Source organism: Candidatus Flexifilum breve (genome assembly GCF_016713355.1).
In genome coordinates this window covers 523,141-536,421 of sequence record NZ_JADJPI010000035.1, presented here as the reverse complement: position 1 = coordinate 536,421, position 13,281 = coordinate 523,141, and the positions used below count along the sequence as shown (strand labels likewise).

General features: G+C 60.9%; 13 protein-coding genes and 1 pseudogene. 9 read left to right on the top strand and 5 right to left on the bottom strand.

Going from position 1 to position 13,281, the window contains the following annotated elements:
* Window positions 1-106 precede the first annotated feature (106 nt).
* The 5 genes from infB to IPK17_RS25275 all read left to right on the top strand — a co-directional run bounded on the left by infB (window position 107) and on the right by IPK17_RS25275 (window position 5,201).
* Complete coding sequence (gene infB / locus IPK17_RS25295; RefSeq protein WP_343420472.1) at window positions 107-1,909, top strand: translation initiation factor IF-2; 1,803 nt, start codon at window positions 107-109, stop codon at window positions 1,907-1,909.
* 78 nt (window positions 1,910-1,987) lie between these two features.
* A complete protein-coding gene (rbfA, locus tag IPK17_RS25290) occupies window positions 1,988-2,392 on the top strand; it encodes a 30S ribosome-binding factor RbfA (protein WP_343420471.1) in 405 nt (134 codons plus the stop codon).
* A complete protein-coding gene (locus tag IPK17_RS25285) occupies window positions 2,379-3,362 on the top strand; it encodes a DHH family phosphoesterase (protein ID WP_343420470.1) in 984 nt (327 codons plus the stop codon). The genes rbfA and IPK17_RS25285 overlap by 14 nt, the downstream gene beginning before the upstream one ends.
* Entirely contained in the window at window positions 3,362-4,231 is an 870-nt protein-coding gene (truB, locus tag IPK17_RS25280) for a tRNA pseudouridine(55) synthase TruB (RefSeq protein WP_343420469.1), read from the top strand. The genes IPK17_RS25285 and truB overlap by 1 nt, the downstream gene beginning before the upstream one ends.
* Before the next feature lie 34 nt (window positions 4,232-4,265).
* Window positions 4,266-5,201 carry a bifunctional riboflavin kinase/FAD synthetase gene (locus IPK17_RS25275; RefSeq protein WP_343420468.1) on the top strand — a complete coding sequence of 312 codons (936 nt, stop codon included), beginning with the start codon at window positions 4,266-4,268 and terminating at the stop codon, window positions 5,199-5,201.
* Here IPK17_RS25275 and era read toward each other — a convergent pair.
* The 3 genes from era to IPK17_RS25260 are packed head-to-tail and all read right to left on the bottom strand — an operon-like array spanning window position 5,185 to window position 6,998.
* Window positions 5,185-6,126 (bottom strand): GTPase Era, encoded by a 942-nt coding sequence (gene era / locus IPK17_RS25270; RefSeq protein WP_343420467.1) that lies wholly within the window; start codon window positions 6,124-6,126, stop codon window positions 5,185-5,187. The genes IPK17_RS25275 and era overlap by 17 nt on opposite strands.
* 12 nt (window positions 6,127-6,138) lie before the next feature.
* Complete coding sequence (locus IPK17_RS25265; RefSeq protein WP_343420466.1) at window positions 6,139-6,645, bottom strand: hypothetical protein; 507 nt, start codon at window positions 6,643-6,645, stop codon at window positions 6,139-6,141.
* Window positions 6,645-6,998, bottom strand: a complete 354-nt coding sequence (locus IPK17_RS25260; protein WP_343420465.1) for a hypothetical protein — start codon at window positions 6,996-6,998, stop codon at window positions 6,645-6,647. The genes IPK17_RS25265 and IPK17_RS25260 overlap by 1 nt, the downstream gene beginning before the upstream one ends.
* A 105-nt stretch (window positions 6,999-7,103) precedes the next feature.
* Between IPK17_RS25260 and IPK17_RS25255 the strand changes: the two genes are divergently transcribed.
* The 3 genes and pseudogenes from IPK17_RS25255 to IPK17_RS25245 all read left to right on the top strand — a co-directional run bounded on the left by IPK17_RS25255 (window position 7,104) and on the right by IPK17_RS25245 (window position 9,407).
* A complete protein-coding gene (locus IPK17_RS25255) occupies window positions 7,104-7,730 on the top strand; it encodes a histidine phosphatase family protein (protein WP_343420464.1) in 627 nt (208 codons plus the stop codon).
* 79 nt (window positions 7,731-7,809) lie between these two features.
* Window positions 7,810-8,753, top strand: a pseudogene (mdh, locus tag IPK17_RS25250) (malate dehydrogenase).
* 108 nt (window positions 8,754-8,861) lie between these two features.
* Window positions 8,862-9,407, top strand: coding sequence for a YqhA family protein (locus IPK17_RS25245; RefSeq protein WP_343420463.1), 546 nt, complete (start codon window positions 8,862-8,864; stop codon window positions 9,405-9,407).
* Here the strand turns inward: IPK17_RS25245 and IPK17_RS25240 are convergent, their stop codons facing one another.
* A complete protein-coding gene (locus IPK17_RS25240) occupies window positions 9,408-10,448 on the bottom strand; it encodes an L-threonylcarbamoyladenylate synthase (protein ID WP_343420462.1) in 1,041 nt (346 codons plus the stop codon). It abuts the gene before it with no gap.
* The gene (fmt, locus tag IPK17_RS25235) at window positions 10,445-11,413 is read right to left on the bottom strand and encodes a methionyl-tRNA formyltransferase (protein WP_502749012.1); all 969 of its coding nucleotides are present in this window, start codon (window positions 11,411-11,413) and stop codon (window positions 10,445-10,447) included. Before fmt ends, IPK17_RS25240 begins: the two co-directional genes overlap by 4 nt.
* Before the next feature lie 35 nt (window positions 11,414-11,448).
* Here fmt and recJ point away from each other — a divergent pair, with 35 nt between their 5' ends.
* On the top strand, window positions 11,449-13,188 hold the full coding sequence (recJ, locus tag IPK17_RS25230) for a single-stranded-DNA-specific exonuclease RecJ (RefSeq protein ID WP_343420461.1): 1,740 nt from the start codon (window positions 11,449-11,451) through the stop codon (window positions 13,186-13,188).
* Window positions 13,189-13,281 lie beyond the last annotated feature (93 nt).

Below are 13,281 nucleotides of genomic sequence, written 5' to 3'. Positions count from 1 at the left end.
CCCGGCATAAAACGCAATTCTATTCTCTAGATAACGTGGTGGATCAGTAGGATGTAAGCGAGACTCTGCTTCTCCTGATCCATCGCCCGTGTGCGTGGAGGTAACGATGGCACAGGAAAAGCAGGTGGTCTTAGTTCCCGATTACTTAACCGTTCGGGAATTGGCGGAATTGATCTCCGCTAGCCCCATTGAAGTGATGAAACGCCTGATTGCGAATGGCATCATGGCGTCGATCAATCAGCAGGTCGATTACGACACAGCCGCGATCGTGATCGAAGAACTTGGGTACGAAGCGCAGTCCGCCAGCGCCGCCGCTGCCAAAGCGGAACGTGATAAGCGGGCGCAGACGGCGCAGACATGGCGGCGCATCTACACTGAAGAGAAATCCGAAAACCTCATCAAACGTCCCCCGATCGTGACCATTCTCGGCCACGTCGATCACGGCAAGACGACGCTGCTCGACACCATTCGCCGTACGAAAGTGGCGGAAGGCGAAGCGGGCGGCATCACCCAGCGCATCGGCGCGTACCGCGTCAAGCACAATGACCGCCAGATCACCTTCATTGATACCCCCGGTCACGAGGCCTTTACGGCTATGCGCGCCCGCGGCGCGAATGCGACGGATATCGCGATCCTTGTCGTAGCGGCGGACGACGGCGTCATGCCGACGACGCGCGAGGCGCTCACCCATGCCCGTGCCGCCAATGTCCCGATCATCGTGGCGATCACCAAAGTCGACAAGCGTAACGCCAACGTTGAACGCGTGAAGCAGGAAATCGCCGAACTCGGCCTGACGCCGTATGACTGGGATGGCGATACGTTCGTCGTGCCGGTGGCCGCGGTGCAGAAGGAAGGCATTGAAGACCTGCTCGAAGCGATCATCCTTGTGGCCGACGACAGCGATATCGTGGCGAACCCGAAGGCGAACCCGGCGGGTGTGGTACTCGAAGCCGAAGTCGACCGCAGCAAGGGTGTGATGGCGACGCTGCTCGTCCTGAACGGCACACTCGAACCCGGTACGGAAGTGGTCGTGGGTAATACCTACGGTCGCGTCAAGGCGATGTACGATGAGAACGGTAAGCCGCTGCGCTCCGCTGGGCCGTCTACGCCGGTGGCTCTGCTCGGTCTGCATGACCTGCCGCAGGCCGGTGATACGTGGGAAGTGGTGAAGAACGAGAAGGTTGCGCGCCAGATGGTGGGTGAGCGCAAGGATGCCGCCGAAGCAGGCAAGACGCAGACCGCCCGCGCGCTGACGCTGGAAGACATCTTCTCGCAGTACAAAACGGGCGAAATCAAGGAATTGAACCTGATCGTGCGCGTCGACTTCCAGGGGTCGCTGCAGCCCGTCGTCAATTCGTTTGAACAGCTCTCCGAAAAGAGCAGCAAGGGCATCAAGCTGCGGGTCCTGTCGGCCGATGTGGGCAACATCAGCGAAAGCGACATCATGCTGGCCAGCGCGTCCGGCGCGATTGTGCTCGCCTTTAACGTCGACGTTGACTCGGCGGCGCGGCGCTCGGCGGAACAGCATCACGTGGAAATCCGCCAGTACGACGTGATCTACAAGATGCTGGAAGACATTGAACTGGCGCTCGAAGGTATGCTCGAACCCGTGTATGCCGATAAAACCATTGGCGTGGCCGAAGTGCGTCAGGTCTTCCGCATTCCGAAGGTCGGCACGATTGCCGGGTCAATGGTCAAGGAAGGCGAAATTCGCCGCAACGCGCGCGCGCGCGTCAAGCGGGCTGGGCATGTGATTGCCGAGAATGTCTCGGTCGCTTCGCTCAAGCGCCTGACGGAAGACGTGCGCGAAGTCCGCGCGGGCTTCGAATGCGGTATCGCCTTGAACAACGTCCCCGATATTCAGGTGGGCGATATCGTCGAATTCTATGTTTCGGAACGGGTCAGTTAAGGCTGCGATCTGTTGACTGGTGTGGGGTAGGGTTGGGCTGTTTTCCAACCTTACTCCGGTATCGGAAGGAGGTACAGCATGAGTATCAAACAAGCGCGGATGGGTGGGCGGATTCGCAAAATCCTCAGCGAACTGCTCCTGCGCGAAGTGTCTGATCCCCGCCTCTTAGGCATTACGATCACCGACGTGGAACTTGACCCCGAACTGATGTATGCCCGCATCAAAGTCAATGCCTTGGGCGAAGAAGAACGCGCCGACGAAATCTTGTTCGCGTTAGGCCACGCCAAAGGCTTTTTGCGGCGTGAGGTGGCGAAGCGCGTCCGGTTGCGGAAAGCACCGGAGCTGACGTTTGTGTGGGATGCCAGCCTCGAACGCGGAGAACGCATCAACAAACTGATCTCTAGCCTTGAGATTCCGCCGCCCGACCCCATGGACGAACTACTGGACGACGATTTGCTGGATGACGACGATGACGACGATTAACTGGACACAAGCGACCGCTGCGGTCGATAACGCGCAGACGATTCTGATTGTGACGCATGTCAACCCGGATGGTGATGCCATTGGCTCACTGCTCGGGCTGGCGAATGGTCTACGCGAACGCGGTAAATCGCCCATGCTGGCGGTCGATGGCGGCGTGCCGGGCTTCCTGAAGTATCTCCCCGGTTCTGAGACGGTGCTGTCCGAACTCAGCGAAGGGGAATGGGATCTCGTCATCTCGGTCGATTCCAGTGATGCGGAACGGTCGGGCAAGGTCGGCATCTATGGACAGGCGCACAGCAAGACGATCATCAATCTGGATCATCACCCGACGAATACCCGGTTCGGACACATCCATGTCATCATTCCGGATGCTGTCTCCGCCACTGAAATCGTGTATCGGTGGTTGGTCGAGATGAACCAACCCGTGACGCGTCCGGTCGCTCTGCCGCTGCTCACCGGGTTGGTGACCGACACTAACGGCTTCCGCACCAGCAACGTCAAGTCGACGACGCTGGAGGTCGCGCAGCGGCTGATGGAGGCGGGGGCATCGCTGACGGAAGTCACGGCGCGTACCTTGGGCAGCACACCCTACCAGACGATCCAGTTGTGGAAACAGGTGCTGCCGAGTGTCGAACTCGACGGCGGCGTAATTCACGCGTCGATCCGGCGCGCAGACTTTCCCAACGTCGAAGCGGGCGACAATTCCAGCGGCGGCCTCGTGACGTTTCTGCTCACGGCGAACGAAGCGATGGTCTCGGCAATCTTCAAGGAATTGGCGGATGGGCGGATTGAACTGTCGTTCCGGTGCAAACCGGGCTTTGATGTAGCGACGCTCGCCTTCAGCCTCGGCGGCGGCGGGCACAAGCAGGCGTCCGGCGCGACCATTGCTGGCCCGTTGGAACAGGCGAAGCTGCGCGTACTCCCGCTGCTGCGGCAGGTGGTCGCCACTGGCAACCTGACGATTGTGTAATGTTCGGCTTTCTCAATATTGACAAGCCGCTCGGCCTGACCAGTCACGATGTGGTGGCCAAAGCGCGGCGTAAACTCGGCATCAAGAAGATCGGCCACGCCGGGACGCTCGACCCGTTGGCGTCCGGCGTGCTGATTCTGTGTGTGGGTGCGGCCACCCGCTTGAGCGAATACGTCATGGATTCGACCAAGCAGTACCGTGCGCGCGTGCGTCTGGGCGTGGTCACCACGACCTATGACGCTGAAGGGACGGTTGTCAGCGAACGCGACGCAGCGCACATTACCCAGGCGGATGTCGAAGCGGCGCTCACGCCGTTTCTCGGCGCGATTGAGCAGATTCCGCCCATGTACAGCGCGATCAAGCAGGGTGGGGTGAAGCTGTATGATCTGGCGCGGGCGGGCGAAACGGTCGAACGCGACCCGCGCTCCGTACGCATCGACGCGCTGACCATCACCGATTGGCAAGCGCCAGAATTCACACTCGACGTCATCTGCAGTGCTGGAACGTATATCCGCTCGCTGGCGTACGATCTTGGGGAGGCGCTCGGCGTCGGCGCACATCTGGCCGGCCTCGTGCGCGTGGGTAGCGGTCGCTTTGGCTTGGCGCAGGCCGTGCCGCTTGATAGTTTGCTCACCGCGGATGATCCTCAAACCTATCTCATTCCCCCACGCCCGGAACTACTCGGCATGATTCCCCTGACCTTGAATGCTGACATGGAAAATGATGTCAGGCACGGACGGATGCTGCCCCTCGCCGGGACGTACGCCACTGACACGCTCGCTTTGGCGTCGAATGTGCGCGGTGAAACCGTGTGTGTGCTGCGGGCAGCGGGTGACTTTTGGAAACCGGAAAAAGTGTTTTTAGGGTAGAATCAGCGCGTATCTCCGCGTAGAGGAAATCAGCATGAACCACGTGTACGATCTCGCTACCATCCAGCTTGACCAGCCGTCCGTCGTGACGATCGGTGTGTTTGACGGCGTGCATCGCGGACATCAGCACTTGATTCAGCGATTGGTCAGGTCGGCGCGGGAGAGTGGGCGGCTAGCGGTGGTGCTGACGTTTTTCCCCCACCCCGACGTAGTGCTCCGCGGATTGACGGGACGTTATTACCTCACTTCGCCACAGCAGCGCGCCGAACTGATGGGCGAACTCGGTGTGGATCACGTGATCACGCTGCCGTTTAACGAGGAATTTCGGCAGATTCGCGCAGCGGCCTTCGTCGACTTGATGCGCGAACACCTCAAGCTGGAGTCGCTGTGGGTGGGCGCGGATTTTGCGCTCGGATACAAGCGTGAAGGCACCGTCGAGTTTTTGCGGGCGCAGGGTGCGGCGAAGGGCTTCACGCTCGAAGCGATTGATCTGATTGGCGAAGATGGCAGCGCCACCTTTAGCAGCACTGCGATTCGGGACGCGCTGAACGCAGGTGACCTCGAGGCCGCGCGGCGCTTACTCGGTCGCTCGTACAGCGTGTCGGGTGAGGTCGTGCACGGCGATCACCGGGGGCGCACCATCGGCTTTCCGACCGCCAACATCGCCGTGTGGAGCGAACAGCTCGTCCCGGCGAACGGCGTGTACGCGGGGTGGGCGACGGTTGGCGGTGAGCACTACATGGCTGTGACCAACGTTGGCCTGCGCCCGACGTTTGAGGGCGACAGCCTGCGTGTCGAAGCGCATCTGCTTGACTTCAACCGGGAGATCTACGGCGAGACCATGAACTTTAGTTTCGAGACGCGCTTACGTCCCGAAAAGAAGTTCAACGGCATTCAGGAGTTGATGACGCAAATCGCGTTGGATGCACAGGCCGGACGCGACTACCTGACCGCTAATCCTCATCCTTGAGGCGATAGCCGAGCCGCTTCATCAACTGCTCGTCGCTGCGCCAGTTCTTCAGCACCTTGACGTGTAGTTCGAGGAAGACTTTGCCATCCAGCATGTCTTCGAGGTCAGCGCGGGCTTGCGACCCGATGCGTTTGATCATCTCGCCGCCTTTGCCGATGATGATCCCTTTTTGCGTGTCGCGCTCCACGTAAATCGTCGCGCTAATTGCGTTGACGTTCTCTTTTTCCGAGAAACCATCAATTTCCACCGCGACCGAGTACGGGATTTCCTTATCGGTGTTCAGCATGATCTTCTCGCGCACGACTTCGGCAGCGATGAAGCGCATGTTCATGTCGCTCGTCTGGTCGGACGGGTAGTAGCGCGGCCCCGTTGGCATCTTGTCGACGATGTAGGTGAACAAATCGTCAACGCCTGTACCCTCCTGTGCGCTGATCAGGAATTCGGCGTCGTGGGGAATGAGCGCGGTGTGCGCCGCGATATTGGCCGCGCGATTGTGGTCGTTGAGCAGATCGATCTTATTGAGCGCGACGACGACGGGCGTGTCACCGCGCAGCCGCGCGACCGTTTCTGCCAGATGGCGGTCGCCCGCTTCCGGTTTCTCGGAGACATCGAGCAGCAGCAGGATCACGTCAGAGTCGCGGAAGGCCGTCTCCGCCGCCTTGACCATGTATTCGCCGAGGCGATGCTGGGGCGCGTGCAGGCCGGGCGTGTCGATGAACAGGATTTGCCCCTGTTCCGAGGTGTAAATGCCGAGCTGCCGCTTGCGCGTGGTCTGCGGTTTGGGGCTAACGATGGCGATCTTTTGCCCGATGATCCGATTGATCAGCGTGGACTTGCCGACATTTGGTCGTCCGACGACCGCCACCACGCCGGAGCGGTGATCTTCCGGCAAATTATCATTGAACACATCGTCGAGGTTGATCATAGGCTCTTTCAACTAGAAACTGTCTTGCCAATCCGCCAGCGTGGCGAACCGGGGTAAATGCTGGAGCAAACGTGGCGGAAGAGTCGCGGTCGCGGCTTCCGGGGCGATTAACGCAATGGGACGACCCGCGGGCACAGTGTCCGCGGGTTTGGCGTACACCAGCACTTCAATCGGCTGCACCAAGTCGAGATGCTTGACGTACATCATCTCGTCCTGGCCGCTGTTGAGGTGACCAAAGACTTCCGCCCGGGGGTAGAGATTGCTCTTATTCAGAATGAAATCCCACGCCTCTTCGCCGACGAACATATCGCCGTAATCGACCGCGACCAGTTCCGGCACAATCGAGAGATGCGGCTTGCCGAGGAAACGCACCGCATAGCGCAGGGTCAGCAGGGCGCTGAGCAGGGCAGTGTCCGGCGCGAAGGCGCGCGGCGTCAGCGCGTGCAGCCCGCCGATCCCGACGATGGCGCCATCCAGCGTATCGGAGATCGGCTGGCGGGGTGGGATCGCTTTCGGCATTAGTGGTGTGGGGCGGCGTGCGTCGCCGCAGCAGCATGGGCGGTCGCATCCGGTTCGCTGGCGTGCGCTTCATCCGCGCTGTGCGCCGCGTGACCATGATGGCCCGTATCTTTCGGTTGATTGATGTCGTCGAAGTTGCGGAACGGTTGGACCACGCCGGTCCAGCCAGCGACGCCGACGATGAACAGGATCAGCCCGCCGACGATGAGCAAGCCGAGCGCGTTGGCATCCGCGGCTTCACCCTGAATGACGCCGACCCCAAGCGCGAGGATCATCAGAATGACGCCGATCCCAGCAGCGAGCGCCAACCCGAACGTGAGCGGATTATTGGTGTGTTTCGTGCGAATGTTCACGGAATTGTTGCTCCTGTCATCTATTGCGTGTAAAAACATCACTCAATTTTGCCCGTTCAAGTGGAACGCGTCAACCCTGATACGCGGTTGGAGACGAGATACCGAATGAAACGAATTATGCTGATCCGGCACGGCCAAACTGACTGGAACATGGAAGAACGGTGGCAGGGGAACACGGACGTCCCGCTGAACGCCGAAGGGCTGACGCAGGCCCGGTCAGTGGCAACTCGGCTGAAACAAGAGAAGCTGACCGCGGTCTATTCCAGCGATTTAGCGCGCGCGAAGGTGACGGCGGACGTGATCGCCGAAGCGCATGGGCTGACGGCGCAGGCGGATCCGCGCTGGCGGGAGTTGAATCTCGGCGTGTTCCAAGGACTAACGTGGCACGAAATCAAGGCGCGCTACCCGAAGGAAGTTGAACGGATGCAGACCAACTACATGGGCTACGCCACGCCGAAAGGCGAGTCGCGCCAATCGATGCAGGATCGTGCGTATGCCTCGTTGGTGGAGATCGTTGCGCGTGAGCCGGAGGCATCGACGACGGCGATTGTGTCGCATGGCGGCACGATCCGCGTGGTGCTGCTCAAGCTGTTTCAGGAGCACCAGATCGAAAAGCGGTCGATCAGCAACACCAGCGTCACCACGCTGGAGACAGACGGTCAGACGTGGCGACTGATCAAATTCGCGGATACATCGCACCTGGTGGCCGCTAAAGATCACGAATCTTTGTGAAACATGTCTCATTTGCGCCCGCGGGTGCAGGTGGTATGATCAACTGACTTTACCGACAATTATGCGGAGAAAAAGCAAAATGGCACGCAGCAAAGTCACTGTGGTTGGGGCGGGAATGTCGGTGCGACTTGCGCGCACTGGATCGCCAGCCGGGAAATCGCGGATGTCGTCCTGATCGATATCCTCGATGGCGTGGCGAAGGGCAAGGCACTGGACCTCGCCGAAGCCGCCCCCGTGATGAAGTTTGACCTGAAGATGACCGGTGGCAGCGACTACGCGCTCACCGCGAATTCCGATGTGGTGGTGATTACGGCGGGCGTTCCCCGCAAGAAAGACCCGGTCACCGGGCAGTTCCCCAGCCGCGATGATCTTGTGCGTACCAATCAGAAGATCGTCGGCGAAGTGGCCCGCGAAGTGGCGAAGTATTCGCCGAATGCCATTCTGATCATCGTGTCGAACCCGCTCGACGCCATGTGCCATGTCGCCCTGCACGAAACGGGCTTCCCGGCCAATCGCGTGATCGGTCAGGCCGGCGCGCTTGACACCGCGCGGTACAAGGCATTCCTCGCCGAAGCGCTGAACGTGAGCGTCCGTGACATTCACGGCATCGTGCTCGGTGGGCATGGTGACGAAATGGTGCCGCTGCCGCGGCACACGTCGGTTGCCGGTATCCCCGTGCGCGAACTGCTGCCCGAAGATAAGCTGCAGGCGATCATCGAACGCACCCGCAAGGGCGGCGGCGAAATCGTCGGACTGGTTGGCGTGAGCGCGTGGTATGCGCCCGCAGCGGGCACGGTCGAAATGGTCGAGGCGATCATCCGTGACCAGAAGCGCGTTATCCCGTCGGCGGTGCTCCTCAACGGCCAGTACGGCTATGATGGTCTGTTCGTCGGCGTGCCGGTTGTGCTCGGCAAGGATGGCGTCGAGAAGATCATCGAGATGGACCTGAACGACGAAGAAAAGGCAATGCTCGAAAAGAGCGCCAACGCCGTCAAGTCGGTCGTGGGCGTGCTCGGTTACTAATCCGCCATTCATCGAGACTTGCTATAAGAAAAGGACGGGGTTGTGCCCCGTCCTTTTTATTTATCAGGCACCTCTCGCCCCTTGGCTGAAACGCGGAGTTACGCATTGATGAAGACCGTGGAACGCTGGTTAGAAGGTATCTTGTGGGGTAGTCGCTATATCGTGCTGCTGCCCGTCATCTTCAGCATGTTGATCGCGCTGGCGCTGTTCCTCATGGCGACGATTGACACCATTATCCTCATGCGCAACCTCTTGCAGTACCCAACGTTGGAGGAAAGCGCCCGCTACACCCTCCAGATTGACACGATTTCAGGAGTCGTGGGTGCGCTGGACGTGTATCTGATCGCCGCGCTGATGCTGCTGGTCTCGCTCGGCTTGTATGAGTTATTCGTCGCCCGCATTGATCAGGCCGAGAACTCGATCTTTGCCGAGCGCCTGCTGCTCTTCAAGAGCTTCGACGACTTCAAGGATCGTCTCGCCAGTGTTGTACTCATCGTGTTGGTGGTCAAATTCTTCCAGCAGGCGCTGCACTTGAAATATGAGGCCGTCACCGATTTGCTGATGCTGGCTGTTGGGATTGCGCTGGTCGGCGTTGCGCTGTTCCTCACCAAGAAGCAGAAGGGGGGCGACAAGGGCGAGGCGGCTAAACCCTAGTTACTCCACACGAATGATGCGGCCCTCGGCGGCGCGGATCAGCCGATCCCGGATGGCGGTGCTGAGGCCGCCCGCCGCGGGCAGTCGCGCCAGAATCACCTGTACGCCCCGCTGATCAAACTCACGCAGCGCGGCGAAGAGCTGCGCGCCCATGCCCGCCGCCTCCGCTTCCAGACTGATCACCTCCGCCGGAAAGTCGCTGAAATGGGAGCGTTCGCTCTCAATCGTCATAACGCCGACGCGCTGACCCCGCGCTGACCGTTCGCGCGCTTCGCTCTGCATGTGCTGAAGGACGGCGGCGGACTGGCCGTCGAACAGGCGCATTTCAGCATGCGGCGAATAGTGCTTGATCAACTGGCCGGGCGCTTCGGCGGTTTCGTCGAGTGCGAGGTACTGCGACCGCACCTGCACCGCCGGGATGAGCGCGCGGAGCTGTTCGACGGTCACGCCGCCGGGACGCAGTACGACAGGATCGCCTGTCAGATCCAGCACGGTCGATTCCAGCCCGATGGACGCTGAACCGCCGTCGAGGATCAGGTCAATGCGCCCACCCAAATCTTCGAGCACGTGGGCGGCGGTCGTCGCGCTCGGTCGGCTGAAGGTGTTGGCACTCGGCGCGGCGATGGAGCGTTCGGATACGGCGATCAACCCGGCAGCGACGGGATGGCTCGGCATACGCACGGCGACCGTGTTGCGTCCGGCGGAGACGGTCGCCGGAATGTTGGGGTGACGCTGAAGCACCAGCGTCAGCGGCCCCGGCCAGAACGTCCGCGCCAGTTCGAGCGCGAGATCGGGTAAATTGAGGGCGACGCCCGCCAAGTGATCGAGCGCAGCAATATGCACGATGATCGGGTCGGAGGCGGGGCGGTTCTTGGCCGCGTAGATCCGCTCAATGGCCGCCGCGTTGGTAGCGTCCGCGCCTAAGCCATAGACCGTCTCGGTCGGAAAGGCGACCAGCCCGCCGGAGCGAATCACGGCGGCGGCTGCGGTCAGCAGATCGGCTTCGGGGACGGTTGGGTTGACGGTGAGCACGCGCGTCATGAGCCACCCAACACCGCACCCACGAATGCCGGGTAGCCGCGCACAAAATCGGTGATGCTGACGACGCCGCGGCCTTCAAGCTGGACACGGGTTGGGTAGAACAGTCCGTCGCCTGTGCCAACCGCGATCTGCCCGCCGCGTTCGATGACACGCCCCGCTTCAGCGCTGCCTGCGCCAATCGTGCCGCCGTGGATCTTCAAGCCTTTGCCGTCCCATGAGGTAACCGTGCCCGGCCACGGCGTGAACGCGCGCATGGTGCGTTCGATCTGCGCGGCGCTCTCGTGCCAGTTGATGCGGCCTTCTTCTTTCTCGATGCGCGGGGCGAAGGTCGCTAGCGAATCATCCTGCGGGACGGGTGGGATGGTGCCGCTCAGGTAACCGGGGAGCGTGTCGATGAGCAGTTCACCACCCAAAATTGACAGCTTGTCGTGCAGCGATTGCCCGGTTTCGTCCGGCGCCAGTGAGATGGCGCGCTGGCTGAGCATGGCACCCGTATCCAATCCCGCGTCCATCTTCATAATGGTGATGCCCGTTTCAGCGTCGCCCGCGCGAATGACGGCCTGAATCGGCGCAGCGCCGCGCCAGCGCGGGAGCAGGGAGGCGTGCACGTTGATCGACCCGTGCGGCGGGATATCGAGCACCGCCTGCGGCAAAATCTGTCCGAAGGCGGCGACAATGTACACGTCCGGCGACCACTGGCGCAGTTCGGTCACCGCTTCGGCGCGGCGGATCTTTTCGGGCTGCTGCACGGGGATGCCCGCTGCCAACGCCACCTGTTTGATCGGCGACATCTGTAACTGGCGGTTGCGTCCGGCGGGGCGGTCAGGCTGCGTGACCACGCCGATGACTTCATGGTGCGCGATCAACTGGCGCAGCACGGGGACGGCGAAATCGGGGGTTCCCATAAAGACGACTTTTGCCACTGTCTCACTCCGAGGGTTGTCCACACTGTTAAACTCGATCATAATCACTAAAACTGTCAATCATAGACCGAATGCTTATGCCGCTCGAAAAACGCTGGATCGTCGCCCCGAAGACCCCGCCTGACCACCTCGCGAAATACCGTGAGATGAGCCCGATTGTCGCGCAAGTGCTGTACAATCGCGGGCTGACCGATCCGGCGGATGCGTATCGCTTCCTGCACGCCGACGATCTTAGCTCAGGGAGTTTACTCACGCTCAAGGGCAAACGCCCATCGATTGACCGGGCGCTCGCGCGCATCCGGCAGGCGATTCGCGCCAATGAGCAGATCATCGTGTACGGCGACTTCGACGCAGACGGCGTGACCTCCACGGCGCTGCTTGTCGAAGCGCTGAAAGCGCTAGGGGCGCGTGTCGCCCCATATATCCCGCATCGCGTCGACGAAGGCTATGGTGTCAACAACGAGGCGCTGCTGAAGCTTGCGCGGGCGGGCGTCAAACTGGTCATTACGGTCGACTGCGGCATCCGTTCAGTCGATGAGGTCGAAGAGGGTAGGGCGCTCGGTCTCGACATCATCGTCACGGATCATCACTCGCTCGGGCCGGAACTCCCGAAAGCCTATGCTGTCATCAATCCCAAGTGCGATGATGCCCAGTATACCGAAGATATGCTGGCGGGCGTGGGGGTGGCCTATCGCCTCGCGGAAGCCCTGTTCACCATTGCCGGGGCGGGGCAGCCGAAAAACGCCAACGGTCGCCCGCTCACCCCGGATGACTTTCTCGACCTCGTCGCGATTGGCACTGTGGCCGATCTGGCGCCTTTGAATCGTCTCGAAAATCGTATGCTCGTCAAGCGCGGGCTGAAGGTGATGAACGAAACCAAGCGCGCCGGGCTGCGGGCGCTGGCGGAAGTCGCGCAGTTAAAGATGGGCAGCATCGATGCCGGGTCGATTGGCTTTGGCATCGGGCCGCGCATCAATGCAGCCGGGCGGTTGGATAATGCCATGCTCGCCTATGAACTGCTCGCTACCACCGATCCCAACAAGGCCGGACAGCTGGCTGTGCGCCTGCAAACGCTGAATTTGCAACGGCAGGAACTCACGCGGGCGGCGCAGGACATGATCCGCGAGAAGATCGAGGATCCCGAGGGTATGCCGCTGATTTTTGCCGGGGATCGCGGTTTTCAGCCGGGGATCGTTGGCTTGGTCGCCGGGCGGCTCACTGAGGAATTCTACCGGCCAGCGGTCGTCATGGAAGAAGGTGATACCGAAAGCCGCGCCTCGTGCCGCAGCATCCCGCAGTTTGATATCACCCACGCGCTCGATCAATGTGCGACGCTGCTGGTGCGGCATGGTGGGCACGCGCAGGCGGCGGGCTTTACCATCCTCAACGAGAACATTCCCGAATTCCGCGACAAGCTGATTGCGTTGGCGCGGAATGCACTCCGCGGGCAGGATCTGCTGCCCACGCTCGAAATCGACATGGAAGTCGAGGCCGCCGATATTTCGCTCGACTTGGCGCTGGAACTGCGCCAACTTGAGCCGACCGGGCACATGAACCCGACACCGACGCTCGTCACGCGTAACCTGCGCGTGCAGGATTGGCGCACGGTCGGACAGAAAGACCAGCACCTGAAGCTGCGTTTAGGTCGCCCCGGTTTAGGGCAACTGGATGCGATTGGGTTCAACCTCGCGGATAACTGGAACGCCAAGAATGGGGACTACGTCGACGTAGCGTACCAGTTGGAGATCAACGAGTGGAACGGCAACACGACCGCCCAACTGCGGTTGCTCGACGTGAAACGGACGGGGTCGTGGTGAAATGGGAAAACTGACGCCAACGCCGATCTGTTCCCGAAACCTGACAGTGGCGCGAAAACAGTTCGCCTGTGTAGGGACGAGACATGTCTCGTC